Source organism: Nocardia sp. FBN12, from assembly GCF_054031145.1.
This window is the reverse complement of the sequence record NZ_CM132926.1, coordinates 4,633,726-4,649,716: the sequence shown is the minus strand read 5'-3', so window position 1 is coordinate 4,649,716 and position 15,991 is coordinate 4,633,726. Positions and strand designations below refer to the sequence as shown.

Here is a 15,991-nt window from a genome sequence, read left to right as displayed (position 1 = left end):
GGATCAGCCGAGTGCGTAGAGCTGTCCGCCGCGGCGTTCGAAGACCGTGTTACCCAGGACGGCGGTGGAGATGGTGTCGCCGCGGTAGTCCGTGCGTTCGACCGGGATCCGGGCGACGGTGGCGCCGTTGCCGCTGTCCACCGCGAGTAGCCCACCTGCGACCGGGACGAGCAGCCTGCCTGCCATCAGCGCGGGCGTGCCGAGTGCGTCGCGAACCGTCCAGACCGGCTGCAATGTGCTGGAGCTCAAGGCAATCAGGCTGTCGCCGGTGAAGACGTAGATGGCCGAGCCGAGGCGGGTCACCGTGGTGCGTTCGGTCCACGGGGCGGCGAGCTGGTGGGTCGCGATCTCGTTGCCGGTGCCGTCGTGCACGGCGATCCGCGCGGGCAGTCCGAGGCCGGTGGCGGTGGGTTCGGTCGGGGGATAGTAGACGGCGATCTTGTTGTCCGACACCGCGATTACGCGCATGTCAGGGGAGTCGGCGCCCGGTGCGGTGAGTACCCGTGAGCCGTGTTCCTCGGGGGCGGTCGATTCCTTCGGCGCCGGATTGAGCACGGTCAGCCGGTCGGTCATGTCGCCGGGGCAGCGTTCGAGTACCGCGAGCCGCGAGGAACTCGACGCGGCCGACCGCAGCTCACATCCGGTGCGCGGCTGGGTATTCGGGTTCACCGGGGCATCGACGTAGCCGTACTCGAGGGTGCGCACCAGGTCCGAGCGCCACATCTCCAGCCGGTCTTCGCCGAGCGCGAGCAGATAGGTGCCGTCACCGCTGACCCGGATTTCGTCGTCCATGTAGCTGCTGCGCGCGACCCGGCGCGCACCGGTATCGGACTCGAGCATCACCGACTGACTGCACCCGCGCTGATCGCGATAGGTGGCGATCACGGTGCCGAACTGCGACTCGACCCCGCACAACGGCATGTCCCGGCGATACCACCACAGCTGATTACCGGTGAGCGGATCGCGCCCACTCACGGTGCCGTGGTCCCCGGTCACCACCACATTGCCGGAGGTGAGCGCCCGCCTGCTCGACTCGTCGGCGGCATGCCACTGCTCGCGCAGGGTGGTGGGCAATTGTGTCGCCGCGGTGATCGTCGGGGCGGGGGAGGCCGCGGTGACCGAATCCGTGCCGGTGACGTCGGCGCGCGCCCAGACGACGAACGCCGCCACTACGAGAGTGACGGCGATCGCGATTGCTACGAAGATGTCGGCGCGCGTCCGCCGTTCGGGTGCGAGCACGACCGCGAGTGTATGGGACTTGGGGTGCGCGGTGTGGTCGGGAGTGCGGTTAGGGGTACGCCATGGGGTGGTGGGAGGGCGGCGCGGGCTGCCCTCCCACGGTGTCCAGGTCAGGCGTCCACGGTGGCCGCTGCGTCGGCGGCGGTGGCTTCCGCGGGCTTGCGGCGGCGCCTGCGGCGGGCGGGCTTGGCCGTGTCGTCGCCATCGTTGTCGGCCGGAGCCGGATCGGACGCTTCGCTCGACTCCGTGGTTCCCGCATCGGTCCCCGCTTCGCCTGCCTCGGCGGGCTTGCGGCGGCGGCGCCTGCGGCGGGCCGGCTTGTCGCCTTCGGCCGCGTCGCCGGCGTTGTCCGCTGACTCGGTGGCCGGCTCGGCGCCCTCGGTGATGGGGGTGCCACCGCGGGTGCGGCGACGGCTGCGCGAGGACTTGGGGCGTTCGGTGCGCTCCTCGACTACGGCGTCGTCGTCACGGGTGGGGGCCGCGGGCTTGCGGATCACGCCGGTGATGCCCTCGGGGATGCCGAGGTCGCTGTAGAGGTGGGGGGAGCGGGAGTAGGTCTCGGCGGGATCGGCCATGTTCAGGCCGAGTGCCTTGTTGATCGACTCCCAGCGGTGCAGCTCGTCCCAGTCGATGAGGGTGATCGCGACACCGGTGCGGCCGGCGCGGCCGGTGCGGCCGATCCGGTGCACGTAGGTCTTCTCGTCCTCGGGGCACTGGTAGTTGATGACGTGAGTGACGTCGTCGATGTCGATACCGCGCGCGGCGACATCGGTGGCGACGAGCACGTCGATGGTGCCCTTGCGGAACTTGGTCAGCGCCTTCTCCCGGGCGATCTGGCCCAGGTCGCCATGCACGGCGCCGACATTGAAGCCACGCTCGGCGAGATCGTCGGCCACCTTCTGCGCGGTGCGCTTGGTGCGGGTGAAGATCATCGTCGCGCCGCGGGTCTCCGCCTGCAGCACCCGCGCGACCAGCTCGGCCTTGTCCATCGCGTGGGCGCGGTAGACGAACTGCGCCGTGCGATCGTGCACCGCGGAATCGTTGGCCAGCTCGGCGCGGATGTGCGTCGGCTTGGTCAGGAAGGTGCGGGCCAGGGTGATGATCGGGCCCGGCATGGTGGCCGAGAAGAGCATCGTCTGACGCTTGTCGGGCACCATCGACAGGATGCGCTCGATATCGGGCAGGAAGCCCAGGTCGAGCATCTCGTCGGCCTCGTCGAGGACGAGCACGCCGATCTTGCCGAGGATCAGGTGGTTCTGGTTCGCCAGATCCAGCAGGCGGCCGGGGGTGCCGACGACCACGTCGACCCCGTCACGCAGGGCGGCGATCTGGGTGTCGTAGGGGCGGCCACCGTAGATGGCGGCGACCTTCAGCGAACCCTGGTGGTTGGTCAGGTACTTGCTCGCGTTCTCCAGGTCCTTGGTGACCTGGATGCACAGTTCGCGCGTCGGCACGATGATCAGCGCGCGCGGGGTGCCGTCGAGCGGGGTGGTGCCGGTGTCGGCGGTGGCGATGCGGTGCAGCAGCGGCACGCCGAAACCGAAGGTCTTGCCCATGCCGGTGCGGGCCTGGCCGATGAGGTCATCGCCGGCCAGTGCCAGCGGCAGGGTGAGTTCCTGAATCGCGAAGGTGCGTTCGATCCCGATCTCGCCGAGCGCGCGCACGATTTCTTCGCGCACGCCCAATTCGGCGAAACTCGGCGGGATGTGGGTGTTGTCCAGTTCGGCCGTCAGGAGTGTGTCGGCCAAACCGGGTTCCTGTTCGACAGTGATCTTGCTCAGTGTTCGTGCCTTCCTCGTCATTGCATCTCGCACGCACGAGGTGGGGCGGGCCGGTCGGCCCGCGACGACCACATATCCGCCTGTGATATTCACCGGGCCGGCGCCGGATAACCATCGCCGACCAGGCATTATGCTGGCCGTCGAGACGGTGTCATCGGCGCGGCGCTGCGGTGATGCGGATTCGTTGCGCGCACATTTTCTCGACATTGCTGTCTGTGGACATCGCCGCTGTCCGCCCGCGCTGTGTGCCGGTGGAGTGCCGCGCCGCGGAGTATCTCCGGGCGTCGAAACTAGCGTTGTCCACGGTGATTGTAGCGTGATATTCTGCGCAATCCGAATTTCGACGTAGGTGAATGCCGTGCGAATACCGGCTCGCCACGGGATTACCTCGGCACGAGTGGTGTGTCGCAGCGCAATTCACGAGCGCCAGATTTCGCGCGTGTCCACCGGTGTAATCGAGCTCACTGGTACCGGCGGTACCGCGTGTGAGACATTTCTTGTCGTGAGCATCACCGACACCGTCACCACTGCCGCGCGCAACGCGTGGGCGCTGAGCTTCGGCGCGGGCATCGAGCCCGTCGACCCGGCACCCTCGACCGTGCTGTGGGACGAGCCGCACCGTCTGCTGCGTCGCTACGACACCGAATTCCAATCTGCCGCAAGCGATTCCGCGGTGCTGTTGGTGCCGCCACTGGCCGCGCCTGCCACCTGCTTCGACCTGCGCCGTGATCAGAGCCTGGCCCGCTATCTGGTGGAGACCGGTCGCGCTCCCTACCTCGTCGACTACGGCGACATCTCCTTCGCTGACCGCCGGATGGGCTTCGAGGACTGGGTCACCGACATCCTGCCCGAGGCGATCCTGCGGGTGAGCGCCGATCGCGGCGGTGCGCCCGTCGACCTGATCGGCTGGTCCGTCGGCGGCATGTTCTCGCTGCTCACCGCCGCCGCGAATCCGGAGCTGCCGATTCGCTCGGTCACCGGGGTCGGTCCGCCGCTGGACTACGACAAGATGCTCGGTATTCCGCAGCTGCGCGCCGTGGCGAGTCTCACCGGCGGTTGGGGCGCCACCACCCTCGTCCGGGCTGCGGGTGGCATTCCCGCACCGCTCACCAAACTCGGCTACCGGCTCGCCGCCTACGACCGTGAACTGGCGCGTCCGGGGTTCATCGCGCGGAATATCGCCAATACCGAGACTCTCGCCAAGATGGAATCGATCGACCGTTTCCAGGCGGCGATGCCCGGCTACCCCGGCCGCTTCTACAACCAGCTGTGGGGCCGGATAATGCTGGCCAACGACATCGGCAAGGGCAAGCTCGAACTGGCCGACCGCACCGTGCACCTCGCCGACGTGCGCGTGCCGGTGCTGCTGATCGGCGGCAAGTCCGACGTGATCACCCCCAAGGCCGCCGTCGAGGCCGGTTTGCGCACGCTCTCGGGTTCGCCGTCGGTCACCTACGAGGTCGTGCCCGGCAGCCACCTCGGCATTCTCACCGGACCCGAAGCCCGCGAAACCACCTGGGCCCACCTGGACAAATTCCTGGCCGAACGCGACTGATCATCGATCGGGACTATTCTTGGCAGTCATGGGAGCCCAGACCTCTGCCGCGCCGGAATTCTTCTCGACCTCACCGCTCGCCGCGGACCACGCGGGGGTGACGGAGCTGTTCGCGGTCCTCGCCTACGGCGAGCTGTCCGCGTTCTATCGGCTCGCCGAAGAGGCGAAGCAGGCGCCGTCGCTGCGCGGCCGGATCGGGGTCGCCAAGATGGCCGCCGCCGAACTCGCGCACTTCGAAACCCTCGAAGCGGCGCTCACCGCACGCGGTGCCGACGCCGAGGCCGCGATGGCGCAGTACCAGGGCGCGCTGGACTCCTACCACGCCTCCACCGACCCCTCGACCTGGCTCGAGTCGATGGTGAAGTTCTACGTCGCCGACGGCCTTGCCGCCGACTTCTACACCGAAATCGCGGGCGCGCTGCCTGCCGAGGTTTCCGATGTGGTGCGCGACGTGCTCGCCGAAACCGGCCACTCGCAGTTCGTCGTCGACGAGGTCCGCAGCGCGGTGGCGGCCAGCCGCTCCCAACGCGACCGCCTTACCCTGTGGGGCCGCAGGCTGCTCGGCGAGGCGATCACGCAGGCACAGTTCGTGATGGCCCAGCGCGACGAACTGGCCGAACTGGTCCTCGCCGCCACCGGCGACCTCAACGGTATCGCCACCCTGTTCGACCGCATGCAGGAACGCCACTCCGCCCGCATGGCCGAACTCGGCCTGTAGTCACAGCCCGACCGCACGCCCCGGCACCAAGCGCAATTCCGGTGTGCGGGCGGCGGTTTCGCGGGGTAGCCAGATGACTACCTCCTGGTCCTTGTCCGCGGAGAGGGTTTGCACCGTGTAGGTGAGGGTGCCTCGGGTCGGGTGTTCGAAGCCGAGGAGGGTGGGGATGTCTTCGGCCAGGCGGTGGGGTTGCCAGCGGCGGGCGAATTCGGGTTCTTCGCACAGGGTGGTGATGACGCCGGCGATGCGTTCGTCGTCGGGGCGGCGCAGGCGGGTTCTGGCGAGCCGGTCGGCCAGGTGATCGGCGAATTGGGGCCAGTCGGTGACCGTGGTCCGGGCCAGGGGGTGGCGGAAGGTCCAGACGGCGAGGTTGACCATGTCGGGGTTGTCGAGCAGGCCGAGTGGGGTGGCGAGCTCTGCCCACGCACTGTTCCAGGCGAGCACGTTGGCGCGGGGACCGAGGGCGAAGGCCGGGGTGGGGGCGAGTGCGTCGAGCACGCTGCGAAGCGCCGCGGGTACCTGATCGAGGACCGGGTCGAAAGCGGTACTCGGGCAGCGTGATTCGCTGCCGGTGGTCAGGGCAAGCCAGCCGAAATGCGCGCGCTCGGTGTCGTTGAACCGCAACGCGGTGGCGAGCGCGTCGACCACTGCCATGGACGGGTTGGTGTCGCGGCCCTGCTCGATGCGGGCCAGATAGTCGGCGCTGACACCGGCCAGCACCGCGACTTCTTCCCGGCGCAGCCCGGGGGTGCGGCGCCTGCCGCCGCCGGGCAGGCCCACGTCCTCCGGGCGCAACTCGGCACGACGGGCGATGAGAAGTTCCGCGAACGCCGAACGGGCACCCGGATGGTCCGTCGTACCTGTGCCTACCATGTCTCGATCCTCCCTGGTCGTGGGAATTTCAGCCACGCCCTGCGGGGACCAGGATAACCGCGGTCTGGTTAACGGACCGTAGTCCGGTCAGGGTGGAGTCATGACCTCCTCGACACAGACCCAGCCACTGAAGACCGGATCCTGGGCCCTCGACGCCGCCCACTCCTCGGTCGCGTTCACCGTTCGACACCTGGGCATCGCCAAGGTCCGCGGCGGCTTCACCCGCTTCGAGACCGAATTCGTCGTCGACGAGACCGGCGCGGTCACCCTCGGCGCCACCATCGAGCTCGACTCCTTCGACACCGGCAACGCCGACCGCGACGCCCACATCCGCCAGGCCGACTTCCTCGACGTCGCCAACCGCCCGACCCTGAGTTTCCGTGCGACGCAACCGGTTCAGGTCGGCGAGACCTTCACCGTCACCGGTGAGGCGACCCTCGGCGCCATCACCCAGCCACTGACCCTCGACGTGGAATGGGGCGGCATCGCCGATTTCCCCGACGGCACCCGCCATGCCGGCTTCTCCGCCACCGGCGCCATCAAGCGCACCGATTTCGGTGTCGGCGTAGCCATGCCGGGCATGCTGTCGGACACCGTGAAGATCGAACTCGAGATCGAACTGGTCGAGCCGGCCTGAGCCGTTCGCTCAGAGCGCAGGCGGGGAGTGACCCCGGTGTCGGCGGCCTGCACTAGCCTGGGACCTGACAACACAGGACTCTTACGTTCGGAGGTTGGCCGTGGAGGTCAAGATCGGTATTTCGGATAGCCCGCGAGAGCTCGTCATCAACAGTGCGCAGAGCCCTGATGAGATCGAGGCGCTGGTGTCCGATGCGCTGAGCGGCTCCGCCGGCGTCGTGTCGCTCACCGACGAGAAGGGCCGCAAGTTCCTGATCCAGGCCGCGAAGGTCGCCTACGTGGAAATCGGTTCCCCGGCCACCGGTCGCGTGGGTTTCGCCACCATCTGAGCCGCGAACGCGGAAAATGCCCCGTCATCGTCGAGATGACGGGGCATTTTTCGTAGCTCAGAAATCCTGCGCGTACCCACGCTGCGCGGCGGTCAGCGGGACGTGCTTGAGGCCACCCCATGCCAGTGACACCGTGGTGTCGACGGCCTCGTCCTTGGGGACCGGGCGATCGGCTTCGAGCCAGTAGCGGGCCGAGAACTGGCTCGCACCGACGAGGCCGACGGCAAGTATCCGCGCGCGATACGGATCGAGGCCGGAGTCGTGGGCGACCAGATCGAACACCGCGTCGACACAGGCCTCGGTGGCCTGCTCGACCCGGCGCTGCACCTGCGGTTCGCTGGTGAGGTCGGATTCGAAGACCAGACGGAAGCCCTGCATCTCGTTGTCGACGAAATCGAAGTACGCCGCGACCGCGGCCCGCACGCGCTGCTTGTTGTCGGTGGTGGAGCGCAGCGCCTGGCGCACGCTCGACACCAGGATGTCGACATAGTTCTGCAGTACCGCCAGGTACAGCTCCAGCTTGCTGGCGAAGTGCTGGTACAGCACCGGCTTGCTGACCCCGGCTACCTGGGAGATCTCGTCCATGCCCGCCGCGTGGTAACCGCGCTGGACGAATACTTCGCTGGCGGCGAGCAGCAGCTGCTGGCGGCGCTCGTCGCGGGGTAGTCGGGTGCCGCGCTTGGCCGGGACCGTCTCCGGCACCGATCGGCGCGAGGGCATGCGGTCCACGAGGTCAGTCATCTCGGCTCTCTTGGTCGACTTCCCCGGCCGCCAGGGTGTGCGGTCCGGGTATCCCACGAACGATACTCGCACGGTGTTCACCCTGCGTCTCGCCCTGGAAATGTAGTACCAGTCCGTGGAGTTCGCCGGGCCGTAACCGTGCGAACTCCTGCGGCCGCCCGCATGGCCGATTTGCGCACTGTGAGAATCTGATGAGGTGAACGACCGACCGGACGACCAACCCGGCGGCGGGCCCGATGTCGCTCGCTCCACGCAACCCACCGAGTCCGGTTCTGTGACGTCGGCGCCAGAAGGGCGCGAACTGCAGGTCTACGACCCGCTCGGGCTCTATCAGCCCGCCGACCGATCCCGTCAGCCGCTGCGCGCCCGCTGGGACCCCACCGACCACGACAACGGCCGCCCCCGCAGCCCGGCGCGGGACGCGAAGAAGCAGAGCGCGCTCGGCCGCTTCGTCTCCGCCTACGGGTGGCGTGCGTACGCGTTGCCGGTGCTGCTCGCCATCACCGTGCTGGTCGTCGCCGACGCCCTGCGTACCGGCCCGATCGCGGCGCCCACCGATCCCGGTTTCGGCGCGCTGAGTCCCAAAGTGGCGCAGTCCGGCATCATCGGCGCACCGCCCGGCGACGGGAAGTTCCCCGCCGATCTACCCCTCGGAGCGCTGCCGGAGGGCGGCGAGTACGTCGAGCGCGCGGCAGGCACCTGGCATGTGGTGCCCGGCACCAGCGCCCAGGTCGGCGCGGGCACCGAGCGCGTGTTCCGCTACACCGTCGAGGTCGAGGACGGCATCGATACCGCGCCGTTCGGTGGCGACGCCGCGGTGGCGAAGATGGTGGAGACCACCCTGGCCAACCCGAAGAGCTGGACCAACGATCCCAAGTTCGGCTTCCAGCGCATCGACGCGGGCCCGGCCGATTTCCGGCTCTCGCTCACCTCGCGCGAAAGCACCCGCGCCGCTTGCGGATTCGAGATCCCGATCGACTCGTCGTGCTACAACGCCGACCTCGACCGCGTGGTGCTGTCGGAGGTCCGCTGGGTGCGCGGCGCCCTGGCCTTCGACGGCGACATCGGCTCCTACCGGCAGTACCAGATCAACCACGAGGTCGGCCACGCCATCGGGTACCACGGCCATCAGCCGTGCGAGACCGACGGCGGCCTCGCCCCGATCATGATGCAGCAGACCTTCGGCACCAGGAACAACGACATCGCCCAACTCGACCCGCACGGTGTCGTCCCCGCCGACGGCAAGACCTGCCGCTTCAACCCATGGCCGTACCCGCGCGGCTAGTCGGCTCGCCCATGCGGGAACATGGACGGGAAGAACAGCGCGGCGGGTCTTGTTGTAGTCAGCAGAACGGCCAATGGTTCGCAGCCGCCAAAAACACAGGAGTTCTTACGTGTCTTCCAACGGGACCTTGCCGCCGCTAGTCGAGCCGGCGGCGGAACTGTCCAAGGACGAGATCGCTCGCTACAGCAGGCATCTGATCATCCCCGATCTCGGCGTCGACGGTCAGAAGCGGCTGAAGAACGCCAAGGTCCTCGTGATCGGCGCGGGCGGCCTCGGCTCGCCCGCCCTGCTCTACCTGGCCGCCGCCGGTGTCGGCACCCTCGGCATCGTCGAGTTCGACGAGGTCGACGCCTCCAACCTGCAGCGCCAGATCATCCACGGCGAATCCGATATCGGCCGCCCCAAGGCCGACAGCGCCCGCGATTCCATCCTGGAGATCAATTCCGGGATCGACGTGCGGCTGCACAAGATCCGCCTGGAACCCGAGAACGCGGTCGAACTGTTCGCCGAATACGACCTGATCGTCGACGGCACCGACAACTTCGCCACCCGCTACCTCGTCAACGACGCCGCTGTCCTCGCGGGCAAGCCCTACGTGTGGGGCTCGATCTACCGCTTCGAGGGCCAGGTCTCGGTGTTCTGGGAAGACGCCCCCGACGGCCGCGGCATCAACTACCGCGACCTGTACCCGGAAGCCCCGCCGCCGGGCATGGTCCCGTCCTGCGCCGAGGGTGGCGTGCTCGGCGTGCTGTGCGCGTCGATCGGTTCGGTGATGGTGACCGAGGCGATCAAGCTGATCACCGGCATCGGTGAGACGCTGCTCGGCCGCCTGATGGTCTACGACGCACTCGACATGAACTACCGCACCATCAAGCTGCGCCGCGATCCGCAACGCGAGCCGATCACCGAACTGATCGACTACGACGCGTTCTGCGGTGTGGTGTCGGAGGAGGGCACCGCGGCCGCGGCCGGGTCGACCATCACCGCCGCCGAACTCAAGGACCTGCTCGACGCCGACAAGGTCGAGTTGATCGACGTGCGCGAGCCGGTGGAGTGGGACATCGTCCGCATCGCGGGCGCGACCCTGGTTCCCAAGGACCGCATCCTGTCCGGCGAGGCGCTGGCCGAACTGCCGCAGGACAAGCCGGTCGTCCTGTACTGCAAGACCGGTATCCGTTCGGCGGAGACGCTGGCTGCGTTGAAGCGCGCCGGTTTCGCCGACGCGACGCATCTGCAGGGCGGTGTGGTGGCCTGGGCCAAGCAGGTCGATCCGTCACTTCCGGTCTACTGACCCGATAGCCACCGGTTTGCGACCTCGCCGCTGATTGCGGTGAGGTCGCAAAGTGGAGTATCACAGCGTGCCTTGGGGCACCTCCGGTGATCGCGGGGTTACGGTACGGCCGTGACCTCAGTCGAACCTCCCGAGCATGTGCGAGCCACATTCGGGCTTCGCGAAGTGACGCCGGTTTCCCTAGGGGACTGGGACGGTGGCTGGCGCATGGGTGACGTGGTACTCAGCCCCGTCGCCGATCACGCGCGGGCCGCGTGGTCGGCGAAAGTTCGGGAACATCTCGCCGTCGACGGTCTGCGCGTGGCCCGTCCCGTCCGCGCCACCGACGGTCGCTATGTCGTCTCCGGTTGGCGCGCCGACACCTACGTCGACGGCGCCCCCGAACCCCGCCACGACGAGGTCGTCTCGGTCTCGCTGCGCCTGCACAAGGCGACAGCGGAATTGGAACGCCCCCGCTTCCTGGTCCAGCCGCCCGTCGCCCCCTGGGTCGACGTGGACGTCTTCGTCGCCGCCGACCGCGCCGCCTGGGAATCGGTCCCGCTGCGCACCCTGCGCGCGGGCGGCGTCCCCATCGCCGCCACCCCCGACGGCCAGCGTTCCCTCGAACTGATCGGCCAGCTCTCCACCTTGCGCAAGCCGGTCCGCGGCCCCGACCAGCTCGTCCACGGCGACCTCTTCGGCACGGTCCTGTTCACCGGCGCGCACACCCCCGGCCTCACCGACATCACCCCCTACTGGCGCCCCGCTACGTGGGCCGCGGGGGTCGTGGTCGTCGACGCATTGGCCTGGGGCGGTGGCGACGACGGTCTCCTCGACCGCTGGGCCACCCTGCCCGAATGGCCCCAAATGTTGTTGCGCGCGTTGATGTTCCGATTGGCAGTCCACGCCCTGCATCCCCGCTCGACCCCCGAAGCCTTCCCTGGCCTCGCCCGCACCGCCGACATGGTCCGTTTGGCGCTCTGACGAGGAAACCACCCCGGCCCAGCCTCACCGGTCGCTGTCGAACACATCCTGAGTACACGTCCTCTGATTTCGATGTCAGAGATCAGCTGCGGGCGTTCATGGACTTGAACAGTTCCCGCTGCGTCGTCGCGGTCGAATCCGGCGGCGACGAGGACAAGGTCGTCGGCTACGCGATGACCATCATGGGCGAATACGCGAGGGCATGGCTGATCAGCCTGGCTGTCTTGCCCGATCGGCGCGGGTGCGGTTACGGCCACGGCCTGCTGCGGCGCAGCGTCGAGGTCTGCCAGGAAAAGGGTGACGTGGATGAGGTCTGGTTGACGGTCGACCCACAGAACGTCGCGGCCTACAGGCTGTTCAAGGACTTCGGTTTCGTGCTGCGCGAGCACGACGAACGGTACTTCGGCCATGACGAACCGCGCGACGTGCTGGTCTACAAGACCGCTAGATAGTTCACGGCGAACTCAGCACATGCGATGCACCTGTGTTGTGCCCCTGAAGCATTCCCGGGGTTGGCGAGAACGGCGGATACGGTGCGATCTGCACTGTGATGTCTGATCTATCCGGATGGTCGTCTAGATCGAGATGTGGTGCTGGGCAATCGGATTCGGTGGCGACTTGCATCTCATCGGGGTAAATTCAGGGCATTGCCCGCGGGGCCTCCCATGGGCTCACAGGCTTCGATGACTGAATGAGGTCGGCCGCAGATGAGGATTCAGCCCAGGAAACAGATTCTGGAAATCTGGCGTGCGCTGGTCGGGTCGTGCTACGACGACGGTGCCTGGCAGTGGGGCGGTATTCGTGGTGCAAATTCGATCAGCGACTCCGAACAGTTGCTCTGCTTGCTGTATCCGGCCACCGAGATCGTTGGATTCACGCTCGACCGCCCCGACGACATGTCCGACGATGTCAAGGGAGTGTTATCACCGCTGGGCGGACCGAAGGCGATCGGGCTGAAAGTCCTCGAGGTGATGGAGGATTACCTGGATCGCAACACAGACGTGGCGACCGGTGAACCGCTCTTCGACGCAGGCAGCTATCTGCAGTCCACCGAACCAGATCGACCGCCGACTGACGATCAGCAGAAGATCGAAGTGGTGGACGGATACTCCATGTCGGTGACGCTCTGTATCGCGGGGCTCGGCTTTCTTCGGGTCTTCGAGAATTGGATCCGCGCGGAACGGCGTGGCGAGATCGGCCGCGTCACAGCGGCTACCGAGAAATTGAGCGCCCGTTTGACGGCGGCGATGACCGGACTGGTGCGCAGCTTCGTTGTCAATGCCGTGGCACCGACCTCGGATGAGGGCAAGGCCATGCTGAGGATGTTCAATCAGCAGGACCTGCCGGAGCGGGCCGTGGTCGAGGAGTTCGCGACGAGTCTGGAGCGGGTTCGGACCAGGCTGCGCACAGATGTCAAGCTCGGCAAGGCACCTGGTGCCGCGCTAGACGACGAAGGAATGTTGTTCGAGTGCGGCTGGAGCTGGGGAATCGTCTCCGGTGCGGACAATGTCGAATTCATCGCCGCGGCGAACGCCACGGGTGATGGTGTCGCCGAAGCCCGGCCGTATCTGTACTTCACCGTGATTGCGTTGGACGGCATCAACGACGTCCTCTCGCAGCGCACTCGTGAACTCGACCTCTTCAACGACGACCAGTATCGACTGGCCGAAGCGTTGCGAATCCGCTGGGATCTGACCCAGCGCTATTGGGCAACGGTCGCCCGGTTCGGTTCCGGCCGTTGGCCATTGGAAGACATTCCTTGGCGGACATCCGACGGTGAGGAGTCGGACTACTTCAGTCTCATCGTGTCGGCGGTGCTGATCCAGGAACTCGTCTCCCGCACGGCATCCGACGACGACCTCACCCGTGCTGTCGACATCTTCGACGAGCTGGCCAGGCGCGGACGGATTCTTCGGCGCGCGACCAGTGCTGATCCCGCTGTCGAACTGCACGACCCCGGCGTTCGAATGGTGCTGCGCGGCAGTGAAGAGGTCGACAACGGTCCGAGATTGGCGTGGGCGGTCTCGGATTTCGCCGCGGTGTTGCTGAAGCGAAGTCTGCAGGCGGCCCGACTGTCCGGCAACATCACCGCACGTGATCAGCTGATGGAGTTGGCCAAGGCGATCATGGACCACCTCGACCGGAGAATGATTCAGGAAGGTCCGGCGACCGGGCTGTGGGACGATCCAGGTGCCGTATTCGGCACGGACGCAACAGAACCGGTGACCGCGCCCTCCTGGTACATGACCGAGCGCATCGTGGAATGTCTGGTTGCGGCCGACCGGACCTATAGGGAAGCGCCGCTGCGCTCACCCGCGATGGTCACGCGCGCCGTCGAGTTGCTCAACGAGGCTGAGCATCTGCTCAACCAGGGGATGCTCAACGTCAGCATCGAGGACAAATCACCCAACAGGATCGAACTAGATGACGTCGAGGACAAGTTGGAGCGCGCCAGGAAGCTGGTCAATGTGCAGCCCGGTACTGCGTTCACGCTGGCATCCGCGGCGCTGGTAGCGCTGAACCGGTTGGCGTTCGCCACCCAAGACGCGACCAGGAGCAGCTGAGACGATGATTGTGTTCGCGACTTCGGACAAGGGCGGAACAGGTAGGTCTGTCACCAGCTGCAATATCGCCCATCGCCTGTGTGCGAGCGGGCTGAGCACTGTCTATGTCGATTTCGACTTCGGGTCGCCGACTGCGGGCGCGGTATTCGAGATCGGCACGCTCGAGCGGGGAACAACGCCTGGTTCCGGGACGCATTCCTTTCTGACCGGGCGCAACAGCCTTGTGCACAGCGTCGACGTGCACAAGCAGACTGATCGCCAGGACCTCCGCAAGCATCGAACCAGGTTGGCGAAGCTGACGTTGCTGCCCGGTGACGAGGGTGGCGGCGAGCTGACCAAGTTGGCGGACTATCCCGGGATCGTCACCCGGTGCGTCGAGTTGTTGCTCGGGCTCGCCGCCGCCAACAAGGTGGTAATCGTGGATCTGAGCGCAGGCAGGTCGGTGGCGCTCGAGCTCGCACTGCGTGCCGCCGCTACACCGCAGATGCGGGCGACAACGGTGCGGTGGTTGGTCTTTCATCGGTGGACACGCCAGCACATACTCGCGGCGGGCGGCTTGATGCTCGGACCGAACGGGTTGCTGCGCGGCGGGACGGCCGCCGGTCACGACGCGGAGGAATTGCGCCGCAACATGCGCTTTGTTCGCACGGCGGTACCGCAATTGAACACTCCGACCTCGGCCGCTACGGCACCGCAGGCGGCGTGGCAGAACAAGCAGGAATCCGCGTTGCGGGCACTGGCGTCGGCGGAGCGGATCGGGGAGACAGTGCTGATCGGTGCCACCCCGGTCGAACCGGTGCTGCAGTGGCGCGAGCAACTGATTCTCGACGTCGACGTCAGCGCCGGGATCGCCAATGCGGCCACGGTGGCCGCGTTCCAGGAACTGGCGCGCAAACTGGTGAGTCGCGACGAATGGCAGGAGGTCTGATGCAGACGAGCGCGGAATTCGCAGGCTATGTCGAGGCCGGGGAGACGGCTACGGTACCCGCAACCGACATGTCTCACCTGTCGATCGAAGTCGGGCACTTCTATATGGAGGATCTACTCAACGGAGTCGAGCGGATCGAAGCGCAATTCGAACGGGTCAGGGCGATGCTCGATGAGCGCGTGGCCAGCGAATCCGCGGCGTGGTCACACACGGGTGGAGATGGTCCGTTTCGGGTGAGCACATGTTTCCTGCTCGACGACTACTTTCGCGCCGATACCGATCCGCGGGAGATCATCCCCAAGCTGCGGAGCGCGGCCGCCGCATGTGGCGTGCCGATCGACTATCTCGCGCGCGAGGCCGGCTGCCACGAGGCACCACGGGTGGGTGAAGTGATCCCGCTGGCGAAGGCTGTTGCCGACATGCTGGTGGAGGAGCCGATCGAGCACACCACCGGTCAGCGTCCCCCCGCACAAGATCTCGGATGGCTGGCCAACGGTCGCCGTTCCAGTGAGAGCGAATCGGGCCCTGCGATGGACATCCGCCCGTACACGCCGCCGCGGGAATACGGGCGTCAACGAAGTCTGTCCATTTTCATCGATATCGAGATGTGGCGTGCGGATTCGAATTCGGCGGACGGGCGGCTCTGGTCCTGTCCGTTCCTCGCCTCTGTGTGGCATTTGCTTCGCCTCGGAATGATTCGGTATCAGGACGAGGTAGCGGTGACCCCGGTGGCGGTAGATCCTGACGTCGAGGGATTCGAGTGGCCGAGCGACTGGCGGGATCTGCCCGCGGTGATGCAACTGAACCCGAACGCGAAGCCATTCACCGCGTATCGCTCCCTGTCGCTGATGCCGGAGCGATACATCGGCATCGAACACGCGGTTCGGGTGATTCTCGATCATCTCGATCTCGATGAGCGAGTGGTGAATTCGGTTGTCGATCGGGCGAGTCGCGAAGGACTCGTCCTGCCCGGACGGGTGAGCGCACGGATCGGGCACGGACTGCTCGACGGGTCCTGATCGGTAACTGGCACGAGACATTTAGGTGTCAGCGGCGTATAATGTGCTCCGGTTGCCTACACTTTTGTC

The 15,991-nt window shown here is 66.8% G+C and carries 15 protein-coding genes; 11 read left to right on the top strand and 4 right to left on the bottom strand.

The annotated features are described in order from the left end of the window. Nucleotides 1–3 precede the first annotated feature (3 nt). Both ACWZHB_RS22010 and ACWZHB_RS22005 read right to left on the bottom strand, forming a co-directional pair. The gene (locus ACWZHB_RS22010) at nt 4–1,239 is read right to left on the bottom strand and encodes an Rv3212 family protein (RefSeq protein WP_427903732.1); all 1,236 of its coding nucleotides are present in this window, start codon (nt 1,237–1,239) and stop codon (nt 4–6) included. A gap of 110 nt (nt 1,240–1,349) precedes the next feature. Continuing rightward, a complete protein-coding gene (locus tag ACWZHB_RS22005; protein ID WP_427903731.1) occupies nt 1,350–3,041 on the bottom strand; it encodes a DEAD/DEAH box helicase in 1,692 nt (563 codons plus the stop codon). 481 nt (nt 3,042–3,522) lie between these two features. Here ACWZHB_RS22005 and ACWZHB_RS22000 point away from each other — a divergent pair, with 481 nt between their 5' ends. Both ACWZHB_RS22000 and ACWZHB_RS21995 read left to right on the top strand, forming a co-directional pair. Continuing rightward, nucleotides 3,523–4,575, top strand: coding sequence for an alpha/beta fold hydrolase (locus tag ACWZHB_RS22000; RefSeq protein ID WP_427903730.1), 1,053 nt, complete (start codon nt 3,523–3,525; stop codon nt 4,573–4,575). A gap of 28 nt (nt 4,576–4,603) precedes the next feature. Beyond that, nucleotides 4,604–5,293: a ferritin-like fold-containing protein gene (locus ACWZHB_RS21995; protein WP_427903729.1), complete on the top strand. Its 690-nt coding sequence runs from the start codon at nt 4,604–4,606 to the stop codon at nt 5,291–5,293. Here the strand turns inward: ACWZHB_RS21995 and ACWZHB_RS21990 are convergent, their stop codons facing one another. Next, nucleotides 5,294–6,166, bottom strand: coding sequence for a helix-turn-helix transcriptional regulator (locus ACWZHB_RS21990; RefSeq protein WP_427903728.1), 873 nt, complete (start codon nt 6,164–6,166; stop codon nt 5,294–5,296). Nucleotides 6,167–6,266: 100 nt separating this feature from the next. Here ACWZHB_RS21990 and ACWZHB_RS21985 point away from each other — a divergent pair, with 100 nt between their 5' ends. Continuing rightward, the gene (locus tag ACWZHB_RS21985; RefSeq protein ID WP_427903727.1) at nt 6,267–6,803 is read left to right on the top strand and encodes a YceI family protein; all 537 of its coding nucleotides are present in this window, start codon (nt 6,267–6,269) and stop codon (nt 6,801–6,803) included. A gap of 100 nt (nt 6,804–6,903) precedes the next feature. After that, a complete protein-coding gene (locus ACWZHB_RS21980; RefSeq protein WP_427903726.1) occupies nt 6,904–7,131 on the top strand; it encodes a DUF3107 domain-containing protein in 228 nt (75 codons plus the stop codon). A 57-nt stretch (nt 7,132–7,188) separates the two neighbouring features. Here the strand turns inward: ACWZHB_RS21980 and ACWZHB_RS21975 are convergent, their stop codons facing one another. Next, nucleotides 7,189–7,872, bottom strand: a complete 684-nt coding sequence (locus ACWZHB_RS21975; protein ID WP_427903725.1) for a TetR/AcrR family transcriptional regulator — start codon at nt 7,870–7,872, stop codon at nt 7,189–7,191. 196 nt (nt 7,873–8,068) lie between these two features. Here ACWZHB_RS21975 and ACWZHB_RS21970 point away from each other — a divergent pair, with 196 nt between their 5' ends. The 7 genes from ACWZHB_RS21970 to ACWZHB_RS21940 all read left to right on the top strand — a co-directional run bounded on the left by ACWZHB_RS21970 (nt 8,069) and on the right by ACWZHB_RS21940 (nt 15,922). Next, nucleotides 8,069–9,157, top strand: coding sequence for a DUF3152 domain-containing protein (locus ACWZHB_RS21970; RefSeq protein WP_427903724.1), 1,089 nt, complete (start codon nt 8,069–8,071; stop codon nt 9,155–9,157). 109 nt (nt 9,158–9,266) lie between these two features. Continuing rightward, a complete protein-coding gene (moeZ, locus tag ACWZHB_RS21965) occupies nt 9,267–10,448 on the top strand; it encodes an adenylyltransferase/sulfurtransferase MoeZ (protein WP_427903723.1) in 1,182 nt (393 codons plus the stop codon). Nucleotides 10,449–10,559: 111 nt separating this feature from the next. Then, complete coding sequence (locus tag ACWZHB_RS21960) at nt 10,560–11,411, top strand: TIGR02569 family protein (RefSeq protein ID WP_427903722.1); 852 nt, start codon at nt 10,560–10,562, stop codon at nt 11,409–11,411. Then, on the top strand, nt 11,321–11,863 hold the full coding sequence (locus ACWZHB_RS21955; protein ID WP_427909251.1) for a GNAT family N-acetyltransferase: 543 nt from the start codon (nt 11,321–11,323) through the stop codon (nt 11,861–11,863). The genes ACWZHB_RS21960 and ACWZHB_RS21955 overlap by 91 nt, the downstream gene beginning before the upstream one ends. A 255-nt stretch (nt 11,864–12,118) precedes the next feature. Further along, complete coding sequence (locus tag ACWZHB_RS21950; protein ID WP_427903721.1) at nt 12,119–13,975, top strand: SCO2524 family protein; 1,857 nt, start codon at nt 12,119–12,121, stop codon at nt 13,973–13,975. A 4-nt stretch (nt 13,976–13,979) separates the two neighbouring features. Further along, entirely contained in the window at nt 13,980–14,903 is a 924-nt protein-coding gene (locus tag ACWZHB_RS21945) for an SCO2523 family variant P-loop protein (protein WP_427903720.1), read from the top strand. Next, entirely contained in the window at nt 14,903–15,922 is a 1,020-nt protein-coding gene (locus ACWZHB_RS21940) for an SCO2522 family protein (RefSeq protein ID WP_427903719.1), read from the top strand. The genes ACWZHB_RS21945 and ACWZHB_RS21940 overlap by 1 nt, the downstream gene beginning before the upstream one ends. The last annotated feature ends 69 nt before the right edge of the window (nt 15,923–15,991 follow it).

What these genes read in the sequence shown, in the direction of transcription:
- ACWZHB_RS22005 (WP_427903731.1), bottom strand. Translation starts at nt 3,041, where the DNA reads ATGACGAGGAAGGCACGAACACTGAGCAAGATCACTGTCGAACAGGAA.
- ACWZHB_RS21995 (WP_427903729.1), top strand. Translation starts at nt 4,604, where the DNA reads ATGGGAGCCCAGACCTCTGCCGCGCCGGAATTCTTCTCGACCTCACCG.
- ACWZHB_RS21990 (WP_427903728.1), bottom strand. Translation starts at nt 6,166, where the DNA reads ATGGTAGGCACAGGTACGACGGACCATCCGGGTGCCCGTTCGGCGTTC.
- ACWZHB_RS21985 (WP_427903727.1), top strand. Translation starts at nt 6,267, where the DNA reads ATGACCTCCTCGACACAGACCCAGCCACTGAAGACCGGATCCTGGGCC.
- ACWZHB_RS21975 (WP_427903725.1), bottom strand. Translation starts at nt 7,872, where the DNA reads ATGACTGACCTCGTGGACCGCATGCCCTCGCGCCGATCGGTGCCGGAG.
- ACWZHB_RS21950 (WP_427903721.1), top strand. Translation starts at nt 12,119, where the DNA reads ATGAGGATTCAGCCCAGGAAACAGATTCTGGAAATCTGGCGTGCGCTG.
- ACWZHB_RS21945 (WP_427903720.1), top strand. Translation starts at nt 13,980, where the DNA reads ATGATTGTGTTCGCGACTTCGGACAAGGGCGGAACAGGTAGGTCTGTC.
- ACWZHB_RS21940 (WP_427903719.1), top strand. Translation starts at nt 14,903, where the DNA reads ATGCAGACGAGCGCGGAATTCGCAGGCTATGTCGAGGCCGGGGAGACG.